Annotated in this window: 24 protein-coding genes; 14 read left to right on the top strand and 10 right to left on the bottom strand. The window is 70.9% G+C overall.

The window, feature by feature from the left end; translation table 11 throughout:
* The first annotated feature begins 99 nt into the window (after positions 1-99).
* Complete coding sequence (locus tag IAG44_RS05790) at positions 100-1230, top strand: Gfo/Idh/MocA family protein (protein ID WP_246563768.1); 1131 nt, start codon at positions 100-102, stop codon at positions 1228-1230.
* 99 nt (positions 1231-1329) lie between these two features.
* Here IAG44_RS05790 and IAG44_RS05795 read toward each other — a convergent pair whose 3' ends face one another.
* Positions 1330-2355: a LacI family DNA-binding transcriptional regulator gene (locus IAG44_RS05795; RefSeq protein ID WP_187746046.1), complete on the bottom strand. Its 1026-nt coding sequence runs from the start codon at positions 2353-2355 to the stop codon at positions 1330-1332.
* Between the two features lie 168 nt (positions 2356-2523).
* Here IAG44_RS05795 and IAG44_RS05800 point away from each other — a divergent pair, with 168 nt between their 5' ends.
* From IAG44_RS05800 to IAG44_RS05815, 4 genes are all read left to right on the top strand, one after another.
* A complete protein-coding gene (locus IAG44_RS05800) occupies positions 2524-3717 on the top strand; it encodes a phytanoyl-CoA dioxygenase family protein (RefSeq protein WP_246561526.1) in 1194 nt (397 codons plus the stop codon).
* 11 nt (positions 3718-3728) lie between these two features.
* A complete protein-coding gene (locus tag IAG44_RS05805; RefSeq protein ID WP_187746047.1) occupies positions 3729-4496 on the top strand; it encodes an SDR family oxidoreductase in 768 nt (255 codons plus the stop codon).
* Positions 4497-4544: 48 nt separating this feature from the next.
* The gene (locus IAG44_RS05810) at positions 4545-5549 is read left to right on the top strand and encodes a Gfo/Idh/MocA family protein (protein ID WP_187746048.1); all 1005 of its coding nucleotides are present in this window, start codon (positions 4545-4547) and stop codon (positions 5547-5549) included.
* 200 nt (positions 5550-5749) lie between these two features.
* The gene (locus tag IAG44_RS05815; protein WP_187746049.1) at positions 5750-6193 is read left to right on the top strand and encodes a GNAT family N-acetyltransferase; all 444 of its coding nucleotides are present in this window, start codon (positions 5750-5752) and stop codon (positions 6191-6193) included.
* Here the strand turns inward: IAG44_RS05815 and IAG44_RS05820 are convergent.
* The gene (locus IAG44_RS05820; RefSeq protein WP_187746050.1) at positions 6174-7622 is read right to left on the bottom strand and encodes an MFS transporter; all 1449 of its coding nucleotides are present in this window, start codon (positions 7620-7622) and stop codon (positions 6174-6176) included. The genes IAG44_RS05815 and IAG44_RS05820 overlap by 20 nt on opposite strands.
* Positions 7623-7725: 103 nt before the next feature.
* Between IAG44_RS05820 and IAG44_RS05825 the strand changes: the two genes are divergently transcribed.
* Entirely contained in the window at positions 7726-8586 is an 861-nt protein-coding gene (locus IAG44_RS05825; RefSeq protein ID WP_187746051.1) for a helix-turn-helix transcriptional regulator, read from the top strand.
* A 43-nt stretch (positions 8587-8629) separates the two neighbouring features.
* On the opposite strand, the gene IAG44_RS05830 is transcribed toward IAG44_RS05825, so the two are convergent.
* From IAG44_RS05830 to IAG44_RS05845, 4 genes are all read right to left on the bottom strand, one after another.
* Positions 8630-9133 (bottom strand): GNAT family N-acetyltransferase, encoded by a 504-nt coding sequence (locus IAG44_RS05830; protein ID WP_343075721.1) that lies wholly within the window; start codon positions 9131-9133, stop codon positions 8630-8632.
* A gap of 163 nt (positions 9134-9296) precedes the next feature.
* Positions 9297-10208 carry an ATP-binding cassette domain-containing protein gene (locus IAG44_RS05835; protein WP_187746052.1) on the bottom strand — a complete coding sequence of 304 codons (912 nt, stop codon included), beginning with the start codon at positions 10206-10208 and terminating at the stop codon, positions 9297-9299.
* A 5-nt stretch (positions 10209-10213) separates the two neighbouring features.
* A complete protein-coding gene (locus IAG44_RS05840) occupies positions 10214-11254 on the bottom strand; it encodes an ABC transporter permease (RefSeq protein ID WP_187746053.1) in 1041 nt (346 codons plus the stop codon).
* Complete coding sequence (locus tag IAG44_RS05845) at positions 11254-12276, bottom strand: sugar ABC transporter substrate-binding protein (RefSeq protein WP_187746054.1); 1023 nt, start codon at positions 12274-12276, stop codon at positions 11254-11256. The genes IAG44_RS05840 and IAG44_RS05845 overlap by 1 nt, the downstream gene beginning before the upstream one ends.
* Before the next feature lie 207 nt (positions 12277-12483).
* Between IAG44_RS05845 and IAG44_RS05850 the strand changes: the two genes are divergently transcribed.
* Complete coding sequence (locus tag IAG44_RS05850) at positions 12484-13269, top strand: GntR family transcriptional regulator (protein ID WP_246561530.1); 786 nt, start codon at positions 12484-12486, stop codon at positions 13267-13269.
* Positions 13270-13272: 3 nt separating this feature from the next.
* On the opposite strand, the gene IAG44_RS05855 is transcribed toward IAG44_RS05850, so the two are convergent.
* The 3 genes from IAG44_RS05855 to IAG44_RS05865 form a co-directional block, all read right to left on the bottom strand.
* Positions 13273-14031 (bottom strand): SDR family NAD(P)-dependent oxidoreductase, encoded by a 759-nt coding sequence (locus IAG44_RS05855; RefSeq protein ID WP_187746055.1) that lies wholly within the window; start codon positions 14029-14031, stop codon positions 13273-13275.
* Between the two features lie 2 nt (positions 14032-14033).
* Positions 14034-15212 (bottom strand): acyl-CoA dehydrogenase family protein, encoded by a 1179-nt coding sequence (locus IAG44_RS05860; RefSeq protein ID WP_187746056.1) that lies wholly within the window; start codon positions 15210-15212, stop codon positions 14034-14036.
* A gap of 137 nt (positions 15213-15349) precedes the next feature.
* Positions 15350-15922, bottom strand: a complete 573-nt coding sequence (locus IAG44_RS05865; RefSeq protein ID WP_187746057.1) for a TetR/AcrR family transcriptional regulator — start codon at positions 15920-15922, stop codon at positions 15350-15352.
* Positions 15923-16133: 211 nt separating this feature from the next.
* Here IAG44_RS05865 and IAG44_RS05870 point away from each other — a divergent pair, with 211 nt between their 5' ends.
* From IAG44_RS05870 to IAG44_RS05880, 3 genes are all read left to right on the top strand, one after another.
* Complete coding sequence (locus IAG44_RS05870) at positions 16134-17471, top strand: gluconate:H+ symporter (RefSeq protein WP_187746058.1); 1338 nt, start codon at positions 16134-16136, stop codon at positions 17469-17471.
* A 14-nt stretch (positions 17472-17485) separates the two neighbouring features.
* A complete protein-coding gene (locus IAG44_RS05875) occupies positions 17486-18817 on the top strand; it encodes an enolase C-terminal domain-like protein (protein WP_187746059.1) in 1332 nt (443 codons plus the stop codon).
* Positions 18818-18974: 157 nt separating this feature from the next.
* Entirely contained in the window at positions 18975-19787 is an 813-nt protein-coding gene (locus tag IAG44_RS05880; RefSeq protein ID WP_187746060.1) for an SAM-dependent methyltransferase, read from the top strand.
* Positions 19788-20120: 333 nt separating this feature from the next.
* On the opposite strand, the gene IAG44_RS05885 is transcribed toward IAG44_RS05880, so the two are convergent.
* Positions 20121-20609 (bottom strand): GNAT family N-acetyltransferase, encoded by a 489-nt coding sequence (locus tag IAG44_RS05885; protein WP_246561532.1) that lies wholly within the window; start codon positions 20607-20609, stop codon positions 20121-20123.
* A 47-nt stretch (positions 20610-20656) separates the two neighbouring features.
* Here IAG44_RS05885 and IAG44_RS05890 point away from each other — a divergent pair, with 47 nt between their 5' ends.
* From IAG44_RS05890 to IAG44_RS05905, 4 genes are all read left to right on the top strand, one after another.
* Complete coding sequence (locus IAG44_RS05890; protein ID WP_187746061.1) at positions 20657-21253, top strand: TetR family transcriptional regulator; 597 nt, start codon at positions 20657-20659, stop codon at positions 21251-21253.
* 671 nt (positions 21254-21924) lie between these two features.
* Positions 21925-22935: an ATP-grasp domain-containing protein gene (locus tag IAG44_RS05895; protein WP_187746062.1), complete on the top strand. Its 1011-nt coding sequence runs from the start codon at positions 21925-21927 to the stop codon at positions 22933-22935.
* Entirely contained in the window at positions 22923-23582 is a 660-nt protein-coding gene (locus tag IAG44_RS05900) for a hypothetical protein (protein WP_187746063.1), read from the top strand. The genes IAG44_RS05895 and IAG44_RS05900 overlap by 13 nt, the downstream gene beginning before the upstream one ends.
* Positions 23537-23698 carry a hypothetical protein gene (locus tag IAG44_RS05905; RefSeq protein ID WP_187746064.1) on the top strand — a complete coding sequence of 54 codons (162 nt, stop codon included), beginning with the start codon at positions 23537-23539 and terminating at the stop codon, positions 23696-23698. The genes IAG44_RS05900 and IAG44_RS05905 overlap by 46 nt, the downstream gene beginning before the upstream one ends.
* Positions 23699-23731 lie beyond the last annotated feature (33 nt).

Raw genomic sequence — 23731 nt, forward strand, 5'->3', positions numbered from 1 at the left:
GCTCCCGCCCCCAGGGTGACCGGGACAAGGTGTGGACCGGTCCAAAGAGGGGCTGCTGCCGTGAACGAACTGGGTGTCGCCGTCGTCGGTTTCGGCTGGATGGGGCGCGTGCACACGCAGGCGTACGCGCGCGTGCCGCATCACTTCCCCGGGCTGTCCGTCCGGCCGCGGCTGGTCGCGGTCGCGGAGGAGGTGCCGGGGCGCGCGGAGGAGGCCGCCGCGCGGTACGGGTTCGAGTCGGCCGTCCGGGACTGGCGGGAGATCGTGGCCGACGCGCGCGTGGGCGCCGTCAGCATCACCGCGCCGAACTTCCTGCACCGGGAGATCGGTGTGGCGATGGCGGAGGCCGGCAAGCACATCTGGATCGAGAAGCCGGTGGGGCTGACGTCCGAGGACGCGCGCGCGGTCGCCGGCGCCGTCGCGAAGGCGGGCGTCCAGGGGGCCGTCGGGTTCAACTACCGCAACGCCCCGGCCGTCGAGAAGGCGCGGCACCTGATCGCCTCCGGGGGGATCGGGAACGTCACCCACGCGCGTGTGCGCCTGTTCAGCGACTACGCGGCCCATCCGGACGGCGCCCTCACCTGGCGGTACGAGCGCGAGCGCGGCGGCAGCGGGGTCCTGGGCGATCTCGCCTCGCACGGCGCCGACCTGGCCCGCTTCCTGCTGGGCGACATCGCCTCGCTGACCGCCGACACGGCCGTCTTCGTCCCCGAGCGGGCCCGGCCGAGCGGTGCCACGGCGGGCCACACGCTGGCCTCAGGGGGCGTTCTGGGGCCCGTGGAGAACGAGGACTACGTCAGCTGCCTCCTGCGCTTCGTGTCGGGCGCACGCGGCGTTCTGGAGGCATGCCGGGTCTCGGTCGGCGAGCAGAACAACTACGGCTTCGAGGTGCACGGCACCAAGGGGGCCGTCCTGTGGGACTTCCGCCGCATGAACGAGCTGCGCGTGAGCGCCGGTACGTCGTACCAGGACCAGCCCGTCAGCACGGTGTACGTCGGCCCCGGGGACGGCGAGTTCGCGGCGTTCCAGCCGGGCGCGGCCAACGCCATGGGGTACGACGACCTGAAGGTGATCGAGGCGTACCGTTTCCTCCGCTCCGTCGAGGAGGGCACGCCACACGGGACGACCCTGACGGACGCGGTGCGCAGCGCGACCGTCCTGGACGCGATGGCGAGGTCGGCGAAGAGCCGGGGCTGGGTGGACGTGGAGCCGGACGACCGCCCGATCTGATAATCGGGCGATAGCCAATCAACTCCCCCTCCAGAACAGCTCCCTCCAGAACAGCTCCATCAGAACGCCCCCCTCCGAGGCACCTCCTCCAGACCCCCCTCACCTCCCCACCGGCATGTTGTACGGCGTCACCACCTGAATCGCCGACGGCACCACCACCCCCGCCGGCGGCAACGCCCCCTGCGCGCGCATGACGGTGTGGCACGCCTCCCGCATGTCCTGCCGCAGGTCGTGGTGGAGCACGGCGGAGATCCGCTGCTCCCGCAGCAGCCGCGTGTTGTCCTGGTCGAGGTCGTGCGCCACGAACACCGCGCACTCGCGCCCGAGATCCGCGAACGCCTGGACGGTCGCGATGTTGCCGCCGCCGATGGAGTACACCGCGCGGATCTCGGGATCGCGTTCCAGGGCGGCCCGCACCAGCTCGTACTGGGTCGCGTCGAGCCCCTGTCCCTCGGTGATCTCGACGAGTACGCGCGCGGGATGACGCGCGCGCATGACGCTGCGGAACCCCATCTCGCGCTCCTCCTCGTTGCGGAAGGAGCCGCTGCTGATGCTGGTGAGGACGTTCCCGGGCCGTTCGCCGAGCCACTGGCCCATCAGGTAGGCGGCCGTGGCGCCCGCCGCGCGGTTGTCGATGCCGACGTACGCCAGGCGCGCGCTCGCGGGGAGGTCGGTGACGAGGGTGACGACGGGGATGCCCGCGTCGACGAGGCGTCCGACGGCGTCGGTGACCTCGGGGGCGTCGGGCGCCTTGAGGATGACGCCCTGGGAGCCGCGCCGGGCGATGCGCTCCAGGGCGGCGACGGTCTCGCGCGCGGGGCCGGTCTCACGGAAGTGGAAACGGGAGCGCAGGACCGCCGGGTGCAGGGCGGGCAGTTCGGCCTCCAGGGCGGCGCGTACGGCCGTCGTGAAGCGTTCCGGCGCCTGCATGACGATGTCCAGCATGAACGTCCGTCCGACCAGCCGGACCTGGGTTCGCTGGCGGTCGAGGTCGGCGATGGCCCGGCGCACCTCCTGCTCGGTGGAGGCGCGCACCCCGCCCCTGCCGTTCAGCACCCGGTCGACGGTGGCCTCGCTGAGCCCTGCCTGACGTGCGATCTCCCTGATCGGGAAGGGGTGCCCCACAGCTCGCTCCTCGTCCTCACCGCTCGCTGCCCGTCCTCGCCGGCGCCGGTTCTTGAGGGGTTTTTGATGGCCCTCTGCCGGTTGTTAGAGGGGTTTGTGCTGACAAGAATGACAGAGCCGCGGCACCCCGCGTCCCGAGTCGCCCTCCTGTGCCCCGAAAGGACGAGGATGTCCTTCTCACCCGAAGCGCCCGCCGCGCCCGCCGCACCCCCGGCGCCCGCAGCACCCTCAGCCCTCACCCCCGGCACCTGGCTCACCCCCCAGGACTGCGACCTGGACGCCTTCCGCGCTCTCGTCGAACGCGCCGCCGACCCGGCCGACTACCCGCGCGCGGCGTCCGTCGAGGACAACGTCCTCGTGTACGACAGCGACGCGCTGGACGACGGTCTGCTCCCCGAGCTGGTGCGCGCGCTCACCGACGGCCCCGGCGTCGTCCTGTTCCGGCGCGCCTTCCCCGATCCGGCGGTCGTCGACCGGATGACCTCGGTCTTCGAGGCTCTGCTGAACGAGCAGCGCGCGGCGGAGGCCCCCGCGGGCGACCACTTCGCGAAGCCGGGCGCCAACGAACGCGTCTGGAACGCCCTGGAGAAAGCCGCCCTGTACGACCCGGCGGCGTTCGCCGACTACTACGCGAACCCGGTCCTCGCGCTCCTCGCGCGCGCGTGGCTGGGCCCCGGTTACCAGGTCACCTCGCAGGTCAACGTCGTCAACCCGGGCGGTGCCGCGCAGACCGCGCACCGGGACTACCACCTCGGGTTCCTGTCCGCCGAGGCCGTCGCCGCGTACCCGGAGCACGTGCACCGGCTGTCCGCCGTCCTGACCCTCCAGGGCGCGGTCGCGCACTGCGACATGCCGGTGGAGTCGGGGCCGACGCTCTATCTGCCGTACTCGCAGACCTACACCCCTGGATATCTGGCGTGGCACCGGCCCGAGTTCCAGGCGTACTTCAAGGAGCACCACGTCCAGCTCCCGCTCGCCAAGGGCGACGCGGTGTTCTTCAACCCGGCGGTGTTCCACGCGGCCGGCACCAACCGCACGCTCGACGTCCGCCGCGTCGCGAACCTCCTCCAGGTGTCGTCGCCGTTCGGGCGGGCCATGGAGACGGTCGACCGGGAGGCGATCGCCAACGCCGTCTACCCGGCGCTGGTCCAGCACGCCGACGACCCCGCGTGGGTGGAGCGGGTGATCGCCGCGAGCGCCGAGGGCTACGCCTTCCCCACCAACCTCGACCGTGACCCGCCGGTCGACGGCATGGCCCCGCCCTCGCAGGCGGACGTCGTGCGCCGGGCGCTCGCCGAGGGCTGGACCACCCGGGCCCTGCGGGACGCGCTGCGGGCCGGCGCCGTGCGGCGCGAGAGCTGAAGGGGACCGGCATGGCACTCCTGAAGGACAAGGTCGTCCTCGTCAACGGCGGCAGCCAGGGCGTGGGCGCGGCGATCGCACGCGCGTCCGCGCGCGAGGGCGCGAAGGTCGTGATCACCGGACGGCGTCCCGGGCCGGGCGAGGCGCTGGTGGCCGAGCTGGGCGGCGACGCGCTGTACGTGCGCGCGGACCTGTCCGACGCCGAGCAGGCGAAGGCGTCCGTGGCGGCCACCGTGGACGCGTACGGGCGCGTCGACTGCCTCGTCAACTCCGCGGGCCTCACCGCGCGCGGGACGCTCCTGGACACCACGCCCGAGCTGTTCGACGCGCATATCGCCGTCAATCTCAAGGGGCCGTTCTTCGCGATGCAGGCGGCCGTCGCCGACATGCTGGCGCGCGAGGCGCCCGGCACGGTCGTCAACATCATCACCTCCTCGGCGCACGGCGGTCAGCCCTTCCTCGCCCCGTACGTCGCCGCCAAGGCGGGCCTCGCCGGGCTCACCCGCAACGCCGCGCACGCCCACCGCTGGGACCGGATCCGCATCAACGGCCTGAACATCGGCTGGACGGCCACGGAGGGCGAGGACGCGACCCAGCGGGCCTTCCACGGCGCCGAGGACGGCTGGCTCGCCGAGGCGTCCGCGAAGCTGCCCATGGGCAAGCTGGGCCAACCCGACGAGATCGCCGACTTCGTCGTCCTCCTGCTGTCCGACCGGTCGGGCGTGGTGACCGGTTCGGTGATCGACTGGGACCAGAACGTCCTCGGCGGCCTCGACTGAACCCCCTTCCCCCCTGTTTTTCGCACCACCTCTAGGAGCTGCACCCCCATGCGCATCGGAATCCTCGGCCTCGGCCGCATCGGCGCCTTCCACGCCGAGACCCTGTCCGGACTCGACGCCGTCGACTCTCTCGTCCTCACCGACCCCTTCGCGGACGCCGCCAAGGCCGCCGCCGAGAAGTTCGACGCGGAGGTCGTCGACTCGCCCGAGGCGCTGCTCGCGGCGGGCGTGGACGGCATCGTCGTGGCCGCCGCCACCGACGCCCACCCGGCGCTGATCCTCGCGGGCGTCGAGGCGGGCGTGCCGGTCTTCTGCGAGAAGCCGGTCGCCAAGACGATGGCCGAGGGCGTCGACGTCCTCAAGGCCGTCCAGGGCAGCGGTGTGCCGATCCAGATCGGCTACAACCGGCGCTTCGACGCGGGCTTCGTCGCCGCGCGCGCGGCCGTGCAGGCGGGTGAGCTGGGCACGCTCCACACCGTCCGCTCCACCACCCTCGACCCCGCGCCGCCGCCCGCCGCCTACGTCGCCGCGTCCGGCGGGATCTTCCGCGACTGCTCCGTCCACGACTTCGACATCATCCGCTGGGTGACGGGCCGCGAGGTCACCGAGGTGTACGCGGTCGGCGGCAACCGGGGCGCCGACTACATCAAGGACGCGGGCGACGCCGACACCACGGGCGCGGTCCTCACCCTCGACGACGGCACCATCGCCGTCGTCTCCAACTCCCGCCACAACGGCCGCGGTTACGACGTCCGCATGGAGGTCCACGGCTTCACCGACTCCATCGCCGTCGGCCTGGAGGACAAGCTTCCCCTCCGCTCGGTGGAACCCGGTGTCACCTTCCCCGCCGGCACGCCCCACGACTTCTTCATGGACCGCTTCACCGCCGCCTACCGCGCCGAACTGACCGCCTTCACCGAGGTCGTCGCCGGCACCCGCCCCTCCCCCTGCACCATCGAGGACGCCCTCGAAGCCGGCTGGATCGCCGACGCCTGCACCCTCTCCCTCCACGAGCACCGCCCGGTGACCATCTCGGAGGTCCGGGGCGGCTGAGCGACGGGGGTGTGATGCGTGATGTGTGATGCGTGATGTGCCGCACGACTACATGGCTGTCGTGCGGCACATCACGCGTCGTGTACCGGGCGGGTGGGGGTGGTACATCACGCGTCATGTGCCGGGCGGGTGAGGGTGGTACATCACACATCACGCGCCACACATCACACATCACGCATCACACATGCCACCCTCCCCCCATGCCCACCACCATCACCCCCGCCCACATCACCGACCTCCCCCGCCTCCTCGCCGACCACCCCCGCTACTGGGGCGACCGGGACCTCCGCGCACTCCATCTCCGCGCCCTGGTACAGGAGTTCCCCGACACCTGCCTGACCGCCCGTGCCGAGGACGGCATCCGTGGGTACCTGATCGGCTTCGTCACCCCGGTCGGTACCGGGTACGTGCATCTCGTCGCCGTGCGCGACGACGCCAGGGGAACCGGGCTGGGCCGGGAGCTGTACGCGGCGTTCGGCGAGGCGGCGCGGGCGCAGGGTGCCGTGCGGTTGAAGGCGATCACGAGTACCGGCAACGCGGGGTCGATCGCGTTCCACCGTTCGCTGGGGTTCGACGTGAGCGTGGTGGACGACTACAACGGGCCCGGCGAGCCCATGGTCGTCTTCACCCGAACCCTCGCTTGACACGGGGCAGTTGACGCAGCGCGATCGCACCGAGGGCGATGTGGAGCAGCCCGGCCACGACGACCGCGACCTGGTACCCCACGACGAACGCCGACGTCGCCGCGTACCCCGACTCGCCGCCGACGCCGGTGAGTTCACCCGTTCCGTGAAGCCGCTGGACCCACGCCGCGAGGGAGCCGAGGAGCGCGATGCCGAGGGCGTTGCCCAACTCGTTGGCGGTCTCGGCGATCGCGGCGGCGGACCCGGCGCGCGAGAGGGGGACGGCGCCGACGGCCGTGTCCGCGACGACGCTGAAGGAGATCCCGTACCCGACGCCCGCGACGACGGTGGACGCGAGATACCAGCCGAGCCCGCCGCCCGTCCCGATACCGGCGAGCACCAACATGCCGGCGGCGACGAGGAGATGGCAGGCGACGAGCGCGGCCCGCGTACCGGTGCGGATCACCAGCGCCGGCGTGACGACACAGGTGACCGTCAGCACCACCGCCCCCGGCAGCGCGGCCGACGCCGCCTGAAGGACCGTCAGCCCGAGAACCGACTGGAGGTACACCCCGCCGAGATACGCGGACGCGGACCAGGCCGCCAGCGGCAGGAACCCTGTGGCCACGGCGACCGCGAACACCCGGTCCCGGAACAGCCGGACGTCCAACAGCGGCTCCTCCAAACGGAGTTGGCGCCGCACGAACCAGCCGAGGACGACCGCTCCGCCGACGCCCGTGACCACCGCACCGGCGTCGGCCCCTTCGGCGGCCGACTGCTTGACCGCGTGGACGACCGCCAGGATCCCCACGGCGGACGACACGACACTCGGCAGATCAACCCGATCACCCCAGTCACCCCGCCCGCCCCGCACCTCGCGCAGCAGCACCGGCGCCAGCCCCAAGAACCCCACGACCACAGGCAGGTTGACGAGGAACACCGACCCCCACCACAGCCCGCTCAGCAGCCATCCGCCGACCACGGGACCGATCCCGAACCCGGCGGCGAAGGTGGCCGCGAAGATCCCGATCGCCCGCGAGCGCTCCCGGGGATCGGCGAACAGCCCGCTCACCACGGCCAGCGCGGACGGCAGCAGTGTCGCCCCGGCCACCCCCATCAACGCCCGGCAGACGATGAGGAGTTCGGGACCGGGCGCGAACGCCGCACCCACAGACGCCAGCCCGAACGCCCCCGTACCCGCCATCAGCAGCCGCAGCCGCCCGTACCGGTCCCCGAGGCCCCCGAACGCGACGAGCAGCGCACCGACGGCGAACCCGTACGCGTCCAGGATCCACAGCGCCTGCCCGTCGGTCGGCTCCAGCGCCTCGGCGATCCGGGGCATCGCCAGGAACAGCACGGACCCGTCCATCGCCACCAGCAGCACCGGCCCGAGCATGACGGCCAGCCCCCACCAGGCCCGCGAACGGGCCGCGACATCAACAGAGTTCATGTGGACGACGGTGCTGCGGGCGCCACCGGTCAGCCATCCCCCCGCTATGGGTACACCTCGCAGGGGCACCCACCATCCACGCCGGCCCGCCTACGCTCACCTCATGGAACTGGAGACCCTGGGCGCCTACTTGAGGACCCTCCGCAGTCGCGTCACCCCCGTCGGCGCCGGACTGCGCGTCCACGGCACCGCCCGCCGCGTCCCGGGCCTGCGCCGGGAGGAACTGGCCCAGCTCGCCGGGGTGAGCGTCGGCTACTACACGCGGCTGGAGCAGAACCAGGCGGGCACGGCGTCCGAACAGGTCCTGGACGCGCTGGCCCGCGTGCTGCGCCTGGACCGCGCCGAGACGGCCCACCTGCACAACCTCGCGCGCCGGCAGGCGAGTTCACAGCACCGGCGGCTGAAGCGGCCGGCGCCGGAGACTCCGCACCCCCGGGTCCTCGCCCTCCTCGCGTCCCTGGGCGACCGCACGCCCGCCGTGATCCTCGGCCGCCGGGGCGACGTCCTCGCCTGGAACCGCACCGGACACGCGCTGGTCGCCGAGCACGTCCCCTTCGACGCGCCGCACGATCCCGCCCAACGCCCCTGCATCCCACGGATGTTCTTCCTCGACCCCCACACCCGCGCCCTCCACCGCAACTGGAGCGACCTCGCCCGTATCCACGTCGCCTACCTCCGCCTCACCGCCGGCCGCCACCCCACAGACGCCCACCTGACCGAACTCATCGGCGAACTCGCCATAAACAGCCCCGAGTTCGCCGCCCTCTGGCCCCAGGGCGAGGTCGCCGACTGCACCGTCGGCACCATGCTCCTACGCCACCCGACCGTCGGCGACCTGACCGTCGACTACCAGGTCTGGCTCCAACCGGACAGCCCGGACCACCGCTTGGAGGTCTACACCCCGAACGACCCTTCCTCTGCAGACGCGTTGAGCCTACTCAGCGTCAACTCGACAGCCCACTGAGCCTCATCCCAACACCCCGCCCGGCCTCAGCCGAACACCCCACTCAAGCTCGACCCGACACCCCGCCAAGCCTCAACTCCGCACCCGCACATGCAGATGCCCCTCCAACGGATACACCGGCGGCAACGCATCCAGCACCCCCCGCAAGCCCATACCCACCCTTCTCCGCGACCCGGCAGGACGCCACGTTGTCGACCTGATGGATCAACTCCACCCGCTCCAGAGCCGGATACTCCCCGAACGCCCACTCCGTGAGCCCCCGCAGCATCTCCGAGGCGACTCCCCGCCCCCGCGCGGCGGCAGCCGTCCAGTACCCGACCTCGGCGACGGCGGCACCCGGCCGCTTGAGCACCGCATGCCCCAACACCCGCCCGCCCGCCTCGACAACCGCGAACGCCAGCCGCTCCCCACGAGCCCACCCCCGCCGCTGCTCCCCGATCCACCGCAGGGCATCGCCCTCGTCACCGATGTCGAGACCGCCCCAGTGCCGCAGAACCGGGTCCCGTCCGGCCTCCACCAGCGCCGGCGCGTCCGACTCCCCCCCCACGCCCGCAGGAACAGCGCGGAAGCCGACCCCGAAGAGCCGGCTTCCAGCGCGATGACGATCTTGTCCATGCGGAACATGCGGAACACACGGACAGCGTAAGCGGACGGCGTAAGACACTCATGTCCCGCCCCCCGAACGCCGGTTCACCCGCCCCCCGGAGCGTTCATGACGCACCCTCAGATACCCCCGAAGCCCCGGCCCCCTCCGCCTCCGCCCCCACCGCGTCCGGCAGCTCATCCACATCCACCCCCCGAACCTGCGCCAACTCATGCTTGAGCGCCGCCAGTTCGGCCCCACCGGCCATGTGGTTGGTCAGCTCCTCCAGGCTCACCTCACTACGCGCCGCACTCAACTCCAGCGTCCCGAGCCGCAGGACGCTGAAGTGGTCCCCGACCATGTACGCGTGATGGGGATTGTGGGTGATGAAGATGACCCCGAGCCCCCGGTCCCGCGCGGCGGCGATGTACTTGAGCACGACCCCGGACTGCTTGACCCCGAGCGCGGCGGTCGGCTCGTCCAGGATCAGCACGCGCGCACCGAAGTAGACGGCACGGGCGATGGCGACACACTGCCGCTGCCCGCCGGAGAGCGTCCCGATGGGCTGTTCGAGGTCGTCGAGGACGATCCCCATGTTGCGCAGTTCGTCGTCGGCGGTCCGCTTCATCCGCTCGATGTCGAGCCGCCGCACGGGCCAGGGCCCTTTGGTCATCTCGGAGCCGAGGAAGAAGTTCCGCCAGACGGGCATGAGCGGGACGGTCGCGAGGTCCTGGTAGACGGTGGCGATGCCCTGCGCGAGCGCGTCACGCGGGGTGGTGAACCGCACCGGCCGCCCGTCGACGAGGAATTCGCCCTCGGTGTGCTGGTGCAGCCCCGAGATGATCTTGATCAGGGTGGACTTGCCGGCGCCGTTGTCGCCGAGGACGCAGGTCACCTTGCCGGGGTGCACCTGGAGCGAAACCCCGTGCAGGGCACGGATGTTGCCGTACGCCTTGCCCGCGCCGCGCAGTTCGACGATCGCGCCGGTCGCGGGGGCGTCGTCCGCGAGAACCGCCCCATGTGTTCCTTCGGTCGTCATGGAAGTCACCTCCGGGTGGCCGTGCGCTGGATCCACAGGTTGATGAGGACGGCGCCGAGCAGCATGACGCCGAGGAACGCCTTGAACCAGTCGGGGTTCCAGCCGGCGTAGACGATGCCCTGCTGGACCATGCCGAACATGAACGCCCCGAAGACCGGGCCGATCGCGGAGCCGGAGCCGCCGGTCAGCAGGCACCCGCCGATGACGGCCGCCGCGATGTAGATCAGCTCCTGCCCGACGCCCTCGCCGGACTGCACGGTGTTGAAGGAGAACAGGTTGTGCATGCCGATGAACCAGGCGCCGAAGCCGACGGCCATGAACAGGGTGATCTTCGTGAAGTTCACCGGGACCCCGACCGCGCGGGCGGACTCCTTGTTGCCGCCGACGGCGAAGATCCAGTTGCCGTACTTGGTGCGCAGCAGGATCCAGGTCGCGAGCGCGGCGAAGACGATCCACCAGACGACCGTGATCTTGATCTCGACGCCGCCGACGTCGAAGGAGGAGGCGAAGACCGTGCGGGCCTGGTCGAAGCCGTCCATGTCGCTGATGTCGTCGCTCGCGACGTTGCCCGTGACCAGTTTGGTGACGGCCAGGTTGACGCCCTGGAGGATCAGGAACGTGCCGAGCGTGACGAGGAAGCTGGGCAGCCCGGTCCTGACGACCATCCAGCCGTTGAACGCGCCGACGGCCAGCGAGACGATCAGGGCGACGATCACGCCGGTCCACACGTTCATGGTGAGCTGGTAGCTCAGCATCGACGCGGTGAGCGCGGAGGAGATGACCGCGACGCCGGACGAGAGGTCGAACTCGCCGCCGATCATCAGCAGCGCGACCGGCAGGGCCATGATGCCGATGGTGGACGACTGGTAGAGGACGGTGGCCATCGAGCCGCCGTCGCGCAGCGTGGGCGCGGCGATCAGGAAGAAGACGAAGACGGCCGCCGCGCCGAGGAAGACGCCGACCTCGGGGCGCGCCAACCACCGTACGGCCAGGGCGCGTTCCCTGGTGCGGCCGTCCTTGAGGGGGGCGAGCTGTGCGGTGCTCATCACCGGGTCCCCTTCGCCGCGTACTCGGCGACCTTCGCGACGTTGGTCTTGTCGACGAACGCGGGCCCGGTCAGGACGGCCTGCTCGCCGCCGCCGCTGTAGTTGCCGTTGTTCTTGTAGAGCCACAGCCCGTCGACGGCCAGGTAGCCCTGGAGGTAGGGCTGTTGGTCGACGGCGAAGGTGATCGTGCCGGCCTGGACCGCCTTGACGAGTTCCTTGTTGAGGTCGAAGGTCGCGACCTTCGCCTTCGAGCCCGCCTCGGAGACCGACTTGGCGGCGGTGAACGCGAACGGGGCGCCGAGGGTGACGACGTGGTCGATCGCGGTGTCCTGGCGGAGCTTGGCGGTGATCGTCGACTGTACGGACGGCATGTCGGTGCCGTTGACGTACAGGATCTCGGTGGTGCCCTTGAAGGTCTTCTTCAGGCCGTCGCAGCGCTGGGTGAGGCCCACGTTGCCCTGTTCGTGGATGACACAGGCGACCTTCTTCGCGCCGTCGGTGTTCAGCCGGTTGCCGAACGCCTCGCCCGCGACGGCCTCGTCCTGCCCGAAGAATTCGAGGAGGCCGAGCCGCTTCCAGTCGCTCATACCGGAGTTGAGGCCGACGACGGGTATCCCGGCCCGCTGCGCCTTGGCGAGGACGGCCTTCAGCGCGTCGGGCTTGGCGAGGGTGACGGCGATGCCGTCGACCTTCTGGTCGATGCCGTTCTGCACCAGGTTGGCCTGGTTGCCGGCGATCGGGTCGTGGGAGTAGACGAGTTCGATGTTGTCCTTCTGGGCCGCGGCCTCGGCGCCCTTGCGGACGGTGTCCCAGAAGGTGTCGCCGGGGGCGGCGTGGGTGACGAGGGCGACCTTCATCCGCGGCGTGGTGGCCTTCCCTGCGGAGGCGCCGGACGCGGCGCGCTCCTCGGCCTTCTTGCCGCCTGAGCTGCTGGAACATCCCGCGAGGGTCAGGGCCGCGGCGGCGGCGAGGGCCACGACGGGGACGAGTTTGCGGGGGCGGGCTGGCGTTGCACTGTCCATCTTTCCGGCACCTCACTGTGCGGGACGCTGCGCTGTTGGGACGGGATCAAAGCCCCTGCCGAACCCGGTGTCAATACTTTGTTAAGACATTACTTCAGGAACAGGTCAGAATGTCAGAACAAATCATTGACAGGGGTGGCCACCGGGACCTACACCTGAGGAACGCACACTCCGGAGCCGATCTCTACCCCCGAGGAGGTGCCTCGCATGCCGAAGACCGGTGCGCGGGCCCGCGCCGTGTCCGCCTCCGCGCTGGACGCCGTGCACTTCGCGCTGGACCGGGGCAGCCCCGTCCCGCTGTACTACCAGCTCGCCCAGCAGCTGGAGGCGGCGATCGAGCACGGCGAGCTGGCGCCGGGCAACCTCCTCGGCAACGAGATCGACCTCTCGAACCGGCTCGGCCTCTCCCGTCCGACCGTCCGCCAGGCCATCCAGTCACTCGTCGACAAGGGCCTCCTGGTCCGCCGCCGGGGCGTCGGCACACAGGTCGTGCACAGTCAGGTGAAACGCCCCCTCGAACTGAGCAGCCTGTACGACGACCTCGCCGCCGCGGGCCAGGGCCCCACCACGGTCGTCGTCCGCAACGAAGTCCTCCCCGCGCCCGCCGATGTCGCCGCCGCCCTCGCCGTCCCCGAAGGCAGCGAGGTCATCCACATCGAACGCCTGCGCGCGACGCACGGCCAGCCGGTCGCCCGCCTCTCCAACTACCTCCCCCCGAACCTCCTCGACCTCTCCACCCCCCACCTCGAATCCACCGGCCTCTACACCCTCTTCCGCACGGCCGGCATCACCCTCCACAGCGCCCGCCAGACCATAGGCGCCCGCGCGGCAACTCCCGAGGAAGCAAAGCTCCTTGAGGAAACCCCGGGCGCGGCGCTCCTGACGATGCAGAGAACGGCGTACGACGACACGGGCCGCGCGGTGGAGTACGGGACGCACATCTACAGGGCGTCCCGGTACGCCTTCGACTTCCAGCTCCTGGTGCGGACGTAGGGCCTACCTCGGCGCCATCCTCAACGCCCCGTCCATCCGGATCGTCTCCCCGTTCAGGTAGTCGTGGTCGACGATCGCCAGCGCCAGCTTCGCGTACTCCTCCGGCGAGGCGAACCGGTGCGGGAACGGCACGCCCGCCTCCAGGGACGTCCGGAACTCCTCCGAGACCGTCCCCATCATCGGCGTGTCCACGATGCCCGGGGCGATCGTGCACACCCGGATCCCGTACTGCGCGAGATCCCGCGCGGCGGGCAGCGTCAGCCCGACGACACCGCCCTTGGACGACGCGTAGGCGGCCTGCCCGACCTGCCCGTCGTACGCGGCGATGGACGCCGTGTTGACGATCACCCCGCGCTGCCCGTCACCGTCCGCCTCGGTCGCGGCGATCGCCTCGGACGCGAGCGCGAGCACGTTGAACGTCCCGACGAGGTTGATCTGCACGACCTTCGCGTACAGCGCGAGATCGTGCACCCCCTTCTTCCCGAGGATCCGCATGGACGGCCCGATCCCGGCGCAGTTGACGACGGCCCGCAGCGGCACGTCCGCCCCAGCGGCGGTGGCGACGGCGGCGGCCACCTGCTCGGGGTCGGTGACGTCGGCGGCGACGTACGTCACCCCGTCCACCGAGGGCGCGTTGTCGATCCCGGACTTGAGGTCGACGGCGAACACCTGCGCACCGGCTTCGGCGAACGCCCTGGCCGTCGCGGCGCCGAGACCGGACGCCCCGCCCGTGACCAGCGCGGCGGTCTGTGCGAGCTGCATCATCACTCCTTGCCGAGGACGGTGAGCGCACCGCCCTCGCTCCGGTCCAGCGCACGCGAGATCACCATGCGCTGGATCTGGTTCGTTCCTTCGAAGATCTGCATGACCTTGGCCTCGCGCATGTACCGCTCGACGGGGAAGTCCCGCGTGTAGCCGTACCCGCCGAGGACCTGGACGGCGTCCGTGGTCACCTTCATCGCGTTGTCCGTGGCCACGAGCTTGGCGATGGACGCCTCGCTGGTGAACGGCAGCCCCTGGTCCTTCAGCCGCGCGGCGGCCAGCGTCGTCGCGCGCGCGGACTCGACGGCCGCGCCCATGTCCGCGAGGACGAACGCGAGCCCCTGGTGCTCGATGATCGGCTTGCCGAACGTCTCGCGCTCGCGCGCGTACCGCACGGCGTGGTCGAGGGCCCCCTGCGCGAGGCCGGTGGCGACGGCGGCGATCCCGAGCCGTCCGCAGTCCAGCGAGGCGAGCGCGATCCGCAAGCCCTGGCCCTCCTCCCCGATCCGCCGGGCGACCGGCACCCGGACGTCGTCGAACCGCATCGTCGCGGTCGCCGAACCGGTCAGCCCCATCTTGCGCTCCGGCGGGTCGGCGCTGAGCCCCGGGGTGCCGGCGGGGACGAGGAAGCAGGTGATGCCGTGCGTGCGGTCCTCGGACGTGCGCGCCATGACGGTGTAGAAGTCGGCGTAACCGCCGTGCGTGGTCCAGGCTTTGGCGCCGTTGATGACGTACTCGTCGCCCTCGCGCACCGCGCGCGTACGCATGGCCGCCGGGTCGGAGCCGGCGTGCGGCTCGGAGAGGCAGTACGCGCCCAGCAGTTCCCCGCCGAGCAGTTCGGGCAGCCACTCGGCGCGCTGCCGCGCCGTCCCGAACCGGGCCAGCGGGAAGCAGGACAGGGCGTGCACGGAGATCCCGACGGCGACGCTCGACCAGACGGCGGCGACCTCTTCGAGGACCTGGAGGTAGACCTCGTACGGCTGGCCCGCCCCGCCGTCCTCCTCCGCGAACGGCAGCCCCAGCAGACCACTGCGGCCGAGCGTGCGGAAGACGTCCCGGGGGAACTCCGCCTCGGCCTCCGCGTCCGCGACGCGCGGCGCCAGCTCCTTCGTGGCGAGGGTCCGCGTGAGCCGGACGAGGTCGAGGGCGTCCTCGGTGGGCAGGGCGCGAGTGGCGGGCACGGTGGCCTCCCCGGAAGGAAAACGATACTGGAACGAGTACCTGCGTATCATTAACAGTACTCCAGTGAGGCGTGCGGGAACAGTGCTCTGCCGCTTCCGGCAAAGGTCGGGTAATACGACTTACCTCCGGCCCACGACTACGACGACACCGCGTGCACGATCAGCGAGGCCAACTGCTCGTACGCCTCCGCGTCCGACAGCCCGGTCCGCGCCTTCAGCTCGCCCCCCTGGATCTGCCGCATGGTCGCCGCCGCCACCTCCCCGACGAACCCGGCGTGCACGTCCCGGAACGCCCCGTGCGCGACCCCGTCCGCGATCAACTGCCGCACCCGCTCCGACGCCCAGCGTGTGTTCGCCTCGTACACCTCGCGCGCGGGCGGGAATTCGGCCACGTCGTCGACGAACCGGCGCGAGAGCGGGCGCAGTTGTTCGGCGACGGCCGTCAGGTAGACCCGGACCCGGTCGGCGGGGTCGGCGGTCTGCGCGACCCGCTTCTCGACGGCCTCGGTGGCGCCCCGGAAGTAGTGCTTGACCGCCTCGACGACCAACCCCTGCTTGCTGCGCGCCAGTTGGTACAGGGTCGTCTTGGAGCACCGCAGCCGCTCCGCGAGGTCGTCCAGCGTGAGATCGGCGAACCCTTCCGCCGTGACCAGTGCGACGAGACGTTCCAGCAGGTCCGCCTGGCGGGCGGTGCGGCGAGCGGAGGGCATGATCCCAGCGTAGTCCAGAAGTGACCGGTGAGTAGGGACCGCGCGAGCGAACCGTTTCCGCGCCGCCCACCCGTGTCATTCCGTCCCTGCACGCTCATTGATTAACTCCCGTCCACATATCTAACCTTCGTCTCAGGACATAGACAGTTGCCGTGCACAGACAGTCGCAGGACATAGCCAGCGTTTCCGTTCGCCCGAAAAGGAACCGCACATGCCGCTCGTGGTCGTCGGGATCAGCGTCCTGGTCCTCCTGTTCCTCATGACGAGGCTCAAGCTCAACGGCTTCGCCGCCCTCCTCCTGGTCGCCGTCGGCGTCGCGCTGGTCAGAGGTGTCCCGGTGGCGACGATCCCGGACGTCCTCGCGGACGGCGTCGGCGGGCAGATCGGCGACACGATGCTGACGATCGGGCTCGGCGCGATGGTCGGCCGGGTGATGGGCGACTCGGGCGCGGCGCAGCGCATCGCGGACAGGCTGCTCGCCGTGTGCGGGCCGCGCGGCGTGCAGGCCGCGATGGTGCTGACGGCGATGCTGATCGGCGTGACGATGTTCTACGAGGTGGCGTTCGTCATCATCGTGCCGGTGGCGTTCACCCTGGTCAGGGTCACGGGCGCGAACCTGCTGTGGGTGGGCCTGCCGATGTCGATCGCGCTGTCGACGATGCACAGCTTCCTGCCGCCGCACCCGGGCCCCACGGCCGTCGCCGCGACCTTCCACGCGTCCGTCGGACTCACCCTGTTCTACGGCCTGTTCATCGCCGTCCCGATCGGCGCGGCGATCGCCCTGGTGTGGCCGCGGCTGCCGTTCGTCCGCGCGATGAACCCGAGCCTGCCGACGGGACTGGTCGGCGAGCGGGTCTTCGAGGAGGACGAGCTGCCGGGCCTCGGCTGGTCGCTGGGGGTCGCGCTGCTGCCGGTCGCGCTGATCGCGGGCGCCGCCGTCACCGACATGGCGACCGACTCGGAGTCGGGCCTCGTCCACACCGTGGAGTTCGCCGGCTCGGCGCCGGTCGCGCTGCTGCTGACGCTCCTCGTCGCGATCTGGGCGTTCGGGCCGCGGATCGGGCGGAGCCTGGAGGAGGTCAGCGCGTCCTGCCGGGGCGCGGCGCAGGCGATGGCGATGATCCTGCTGGTGATCGGGGCGGGCGGCGCGTTCAAGCAGGTGCTGGTGGAGGGCGGGATATCCGACTACATCAAGGACGCCACCGACGGCTGGTCGATCTCGCCGATCGTCCTCGCCTGGCTGGTCGCGGTGATCCTGCGGGTCGCGCTCGGCTCGGCGACCGTCGCCGTCGTCACCGCCTCCGGTGTCGTCCTGCCGCTCGTCGCGGGCAGCGGGGTGCATGCCGAGATCATGGTCCTCGCCGTGTCCTGCGGCTCGATCGCGTTCTCCCATGTGAACGATCCGGGGTTCTGGATGTTCAAGGAGTACTTCAACCTGTCCGTCGTGCAGGCCCTCAAGACGCGCACGACGTACACGACCGTCCTCGCGGTCCTGGGCCTCGGCGGCGTGCTGCTGCTGGAACTGGTCCTGGACACCATCGGCACCTGAAAGGGATCCCCGTCATGCCCCAGCCCGTCGTCACCCGCTACTCCGTGCACCCCGTCGCGGGCCGCGACTCGATGCTCCTGAACCTCTCCGGCGCGCACGCCCCCTTCTTCACCCGCAACGTCCTGGTCGTCGAGGACTCCGCCGGCCGCGTCGGTCTCGGCGAGGTCCCGGGCGGGGAGGCCATCACCCGCACCCTGCGCGACGCCGAACCCCTGGTCGTGGGAAGCGAGTTGGGCGACCACAAGCGGGTGCTGCGGGCGGTGTCGGAGACCTTCGCCGGTCGGGACGCGCACGGCAGAGGCGAGCAGACCTTCGACCTCAGGACGACCGTCCACGCCGTCACGGCGATCGAGTCGGCGCTCCTGGATCTCCTGGGGCAGCACCTGGAGGTGCCCGTCGCGGCCCTCCTCGGGGACGGCAAGCAGCGGGACGCCGTCCGCGTGCTCGGCTACCTCTTCTACGTGGGCGACCCCGACCGCACCGACCTGCCGTACGTGCGCGAGCCCGGCGCGGACGTGGAGTGGTACCGGGTGCGCCGCGAGGAAGCCCTCACGCCGGAGGCGGTCGTGCGGCAGGCGGAGGCGGCGTACGAGCGGTACGGGTTCCGGGACTTCAAGCTGAAGGGCGGTGTGCTGGCGGGCGCGGACGAGGTCGAGGCGGCCCTGGCGCTCAAGGAGCGGTTCCCCGAGGCGCGGATCACCCTCGACCCCAACGGCGCCTGGTCGCTGGCCGAGGCGGTCGAGCTGTGCCGTCCGCTGCGCGGCACCCTCGCCTACGCCGAGGACCCCTGCGGCGCCGAGGGCGGTTTCTCCGGGCGGGAGATCCTGGCGGAGTTCCGCCGGGCGACCGGGCTGCCGACGGCCACGAACATGATCGCCACCGACTGGCGCCAGCTCACCCACGCGCTCGCGCTCGGCTCCGTCGACATCCCGCTGGCCGACCCGCACTTCTGGACGATGGCCGGCTCGGTCCGCGTCGCCCAGCTCTGCAACTCCCTGGGCCTGACCTGGGGTTGCCACTCCAACAACCACTTCGACATCTCGCTCGCGATGATGGCCCACTGCGGTGCCGCCGCCCCCGGCGCGTACAACGCCCTCGACACCCACTGGATCTGGCAGGAGGGCCTGGAACGCCTCACCGTCGAGCCGCCGCGCATCGTCGCCGGTGAGGTCGCGGTGACGGACGCGCCCGGTCTCGGCGTCACGCTCGACCCCGACCGGCTGCGCGCCGCCGAGGCGCTGTACGAGGAGCACGGGCTGTCGGGGCGCGACGACGCCGTGGGGATGCGCTACCTCGTCCCGGAGTGGACGTTCGACGCCAAACGGCCGTGTCTGGTGCGGAGTTGACCAACTCGGGCCGGTAGCCGGGGCGGTCGTCAACTGCCGTCGGGGGCACGGGATTTCACGGGCGGGCCCCGGAGCCGGGCGGCCTTCGCCCCGTGCCAAGATGAGGTCCGAACAGTGACCGGCTCTCTGGAGCCCACCGCCAGGACGGAGCCCGCCCATGACCGCCCCCGACCCCATCACCCGCCCGCCGAAGATCGACACGAGCCGTCCGCACCCGGCGCGGATGTACGACTACTTCCTCGGCGGCAAGGACAACTACCCGGTCGACCAGGAGGCCGCCGAGCGTTTCATCGCGGCGGCCCCCGAGGTGAAGGTGGCCGTCCGGGCGAACCGCGACTTCATGCGGCGCGCCGTGCGGCACGTGGTCGGCGAGGGCGGCATCCGGCAGATCCTCGACATCGGCACCGGCCTGCCGACCGAGCCCAACGTCCACCAGATCGCCCGCGAGATCGCGCCGGAGACCCGCGTCGCGTACGTCGACAACGACCCCATCGTCGGCACCCACTCCATGGCCCTCCTGGACGACGACGAGGGCATCTCCGTCGTCCTCGCGGACCTGCGCGAGCCCCGCGCGATCCTCGACCACCCGGATGTCCGCAAAGTCATCGACCTGAACGAGCCGGTCGCTCTGCTCCTCGTCGCCGTCCTGCACTTCGTCAAGGACGAAGAGGATCCGGCCGCCCTCATGACGACCCTCCTGGATGCCCTCCCCGCCGGCTCCTACCTCGTCCTCACCCACGCCACCGTCGACTTCCACGAGGACCGCCGCGCGGACGCCGTCGCCGTCTACAAGAACGCCTCCGCGACGATGAACCCCCGCCCCCACGCCGAAGTCCTCACATTCTTCGGCGACTTGACCCTGCTGGAGCCCGGCCTCGTCACGGTCCCGTCATGGCGCCCGGACGCCGCGCCCGATCCGACGCTGCCGCCGATCGGGTTCTACGGGGGTGTGGCACGCAAGGACGCGTAGCGGGTGGGGGTTGGTGGCGGGGGCGGGTCGGCAAGCCGGAGGCCGGTGGACGAGGGCCAGAGGACGGGGGCCGGTGAGCAAGAGCCGGTGGACAAGGGCCGGTTGGCAAAGCCGGCGGGCGAAGGCCGGTGAGCGGGGACTGGCGGGCGAGGGCCAGGGGGCAGGAGCCGATGCGCGGGAGCCAGGGGGCGAGGGCCGGTGAGTGGAGGCTGGTGCGCGGGGCCGGGAGACGAGAGTCGGCGGGCGGAGGCTGTGAGCGGAGGCCGCCGGGCGAAGGCCAGTGGGCGACGCCCCCCGGCCCGGGCAAGCCCTACCCGGCTCCACCCCGCCCCGTCACAGATCCCGGCGCCACGTCTGTCCGACGAGATCGTGCCCGAAGCTGTGGTGCGGTTCCTCCGCGACCAGCTCGAACCCCTGCTTCCGGTAGATCCGCCGGGCGGCGTCGAGCACGTCGTTGGTCCACAGGGTGATCGCGCCGTACCCGGCCTCACGGGCGTACGCCAGGCAGCGTTCGACCAGCCGGTTCCCGAGTCCCAGCCCGCGCGCCGCCGGATCGACGAGGAGCATGCGCAGCCGCGCCGTCCGCTCGTCCTCGCGCACGCAGAAGACGCACCCGGCGCGCGCCCCGTCGACCTCGGCGATCCAGGCGGCCCGCGGCCCGGCCCCGTCCGCGTAGTCGGCGGCGATCCGCGCGACGAACCGCTCGAAGCCGGCGTCCCACCCGAACTCCCGGGCGTAGAACTCCCCGTGGGCCATCACCACCCACCCCAGATCACCGGGCACGCCCAACGGCCGCAGGACCACCTCGCGCTCCACCGTCACGCCCGCACCCCCAGCGACTGAAACGACTGTTTCAGTAGACTACGGCGGTGACTCCGCCCGAAGCAATCCCCTCCGCGCGCCGTCAGGAACTCCTGGAAGCGGCCTACGCGTACGCCCTGCGCACCGGCCTCACCGGCCTGTCCCTCCGCCCGCTCGCCGAGGCGATCGGCTCCAGCCCGCGCGTCCTGCTGTACCTCTTCGGCAGCAAGGACGGCCTGATCCGTGCCCTCCTCGCACGGGCCCGCACCGAGGAACTGGCCCACATCGAACAGCTCCCCACCGGTGAACTGCACGAGACCGCACGGGAGTTGTGGCGCTGGCTCGCCGCCGACACCCACCGCGGCCTGCTGACCCTCTGGGTCGAAAGCTACTCCCGCTCCCTGACGGACCCCGACGGACCCTGGTCCGACTTCGCCCGCGACACCGTCACCGACTGGCTGACCCTCCTCGCCACCGCCCAGCCCCCCGCCCTCCGCGACACCGCCCCCGCCCTGGCCCGACGCACCCTCCTCCTCGCCGTCCTCCGCGGCGCCCTCCTCGACCTCCTCGCCACCGGCGACACAGCCCGCACCACCGAGGCGGTCCACCTCCACCTGTCGACCCACCCGGAAAGCCCGCCCTCCCAGCCTTGCGAGAACGACTGACGACGCTCAGGTCGGCGCAGCCACAGCAACACGTCGAAGGCCCCGCCGGATCTCTCCGACGGGGCCTTCGACCCACGACTCCACAAAGTCGGGACGACAGGATTTGAACCTGCGACCCCTTGACCCCCAGGAGTAAGGGTCAGGAGGATTATCCTGACATAACAGACTAATTATGGACGCGAGTTGTGAGCGAACGACCATCACGTTCACCATCGTGCACACCGTGTGGTCCCCAACTGGTCCCCAACTCTGCAACTCTGCTCCACCGTCAGAGCACCCACCCAACAGACAATCCCTGGCGTACGGGACTCAACCGCATCGTCGGGCCTCCGACGTGATCACCATGCCCAGTCCGGTCGCCGCCCTCGGCACCGAGTTCCCGGACGCCACCGGCTATAAGGTTCTTCGGCACCGCCGACCGGCTTGCCGGTTTCGATGGCGTCGCCCAATCCCCCGAAATCCTGGGAAGATCAGCGGCGACCTGCTTCGGCCTTGACGCTACGTTCTACGACCGTAAACACGCCGCATCCAGGCCCTCCGTCGATGTACCAACGCCCAGTGGGCCCTTCTACGCGAAGGACGGTGTTACTCAGTAACTGCGACGGGGCGAGCGGAAAGCGCGGAAACCGGTCTGCGCCGTACGTCACCGCGCATACCTATACGATCCCGGTATGAGATCGTCCGCCGCGTCCCGGAACGGAGGCACGCCGTCCGAAGCGTCGGAAACCGCCGATCGGCATCCTCCGGCTCTGCTGGTCGGTGATCCTCAAGACCCGCACATGGCGGCGGTGCTGGCCCGGCTCCCACGCCGCGGCACGATCGTCGTCGACGCCGCCTCGCTGCCCGACACACTGCACTATCTCGATCTCCAGCACATCACCCTGCTCGATCAGTGCGGACGACCCGTGCGCCTCGGCGTGGACAATCCCGCCCGAGGGTGGATCCGGCGGCTCGCACCGGCGGGTTGGGACGCCGGCGCCGTGCTCGGTGGTCCGGCCGCCGCCGCGCTCGCCGCGCGCATGACGCTCCTGGCCGCTCTCCTGAGAGACGACAGCATCACCTGGCTGACTCCCGTCGACGCTCTCTTCGCAGCCGAGAACAAGATCGTGCAGTACCGGACGGCTCATGCCGCGGGTGTCCGCACCCCTACGACTGTCGTCAACGGCCTAGCGGCCGACCTGACGGCAGTCCTCGGTGAGCCATTCGTCGTCAAGCCCTTGGGACCGGCCAACTTCACAGGTGTCGACGGCCAGGAGCACGTCGTGCACGCGCGCACGGTGAACGCCGCCGATCTCGACGGAACCGATCTGCTCGACGCCCCCTTCCTCGCTCAGCAGCGCCTCACAGCACGGACGCATCTGCGGATCGCCACGGTCACCGACCACGCTTGGACAGCCGAACTCGACGCAACAGGGCTGCCACTCGACTGGCGCCGCTCTCCTGCGGCGCACCACGCCTTCCGTCCTTCGTCCCGGTGGCCGCAGGCAGAACGCGCTGCTCTCGAACTCGCCGCACGGCTCGGAACCGGCTTCACCTGTCAGGACTGGATCGTCGACGCGGACGGACCCGTTTTCCTCGACCTCAATCCCGGCGGCCAGTGGCTGTTCCTGCCGGACAACGCGACCGCGCAGATCGCCGATCACCTCGCCGGCTGGCTGGGAGACGCTGAATGTCGACCGTGACCGGCCGGTTCGCCGAAGCTCGCCTCTACCTGGTGTACTGCGCCGCCGTCCTGTGGCCGGGCCGCTCGCTGCCCACCTTCGCCGAACCTCACGTTTCCACCGTCACCCTCGACCACCTCCAGCCCGACGACCTCACCTTGGTGATCGAGGAAGGCCGCCGCCAATTCGACCGGCAGGCGGCCGACCTGGACCGCATCCGCAACCGGGCCGGCGCTCTGGCCACCGTCTCGCTGGCCCTGACCGTCGGCCTCGTCTCACGGACCCACGACATGATCTCCGGACCGTGGCCGCTCACCGCCGCGTGGGTCCTGTCGTGCCTGCTCGCTCTCCTGGCCGTGGCCGGAGCCTGCGCGGTCATGGCCGGACGTGCGGTTCTGGGTCGGATGGACACCGGACTCGTCGCCCAGATGCCTCATCCCGTCCAGAAGTCGCTGGCCGCCGGATACGTCGAGCACGTCGGCGCTGGCGAGGAGACCGTCAGAACCGTTCTCACGGTCCTGCGCGATGCCGTGACACTGGTCGTCGTCTCCGCCCTGATCTTCCTCGTCCTGCTGCTCTGCACGCTGCGCAGCAGTCCCGCCACCGACACCACGGAGCCGAAATGCCCAACCTCTACGACCTGCTCGCGGACCACACCCCCGAGATGACCGAATCCACCCCTACCCCCGGCACCCCGCCGACTCCCGGAACCTCCTACACCGCCTCGGTCGAAACCATCGACAACGACTGCTCCGGAAGGCTTCTCGGGACCCTGAACATCTGATCCGACGCCGACGAGCTGCCGGACTGCGCGTCC

This window comes from Streptomyces roseirectus (assembly GCF_014489635.1).
Taxonomy (GTDB): domain Bacteria; phylum Actinomycetota; class Actinomycetes; order Streptomycetales; family Streptomycetaceae; genus Streptomyces; species Streptomyces roseirectus.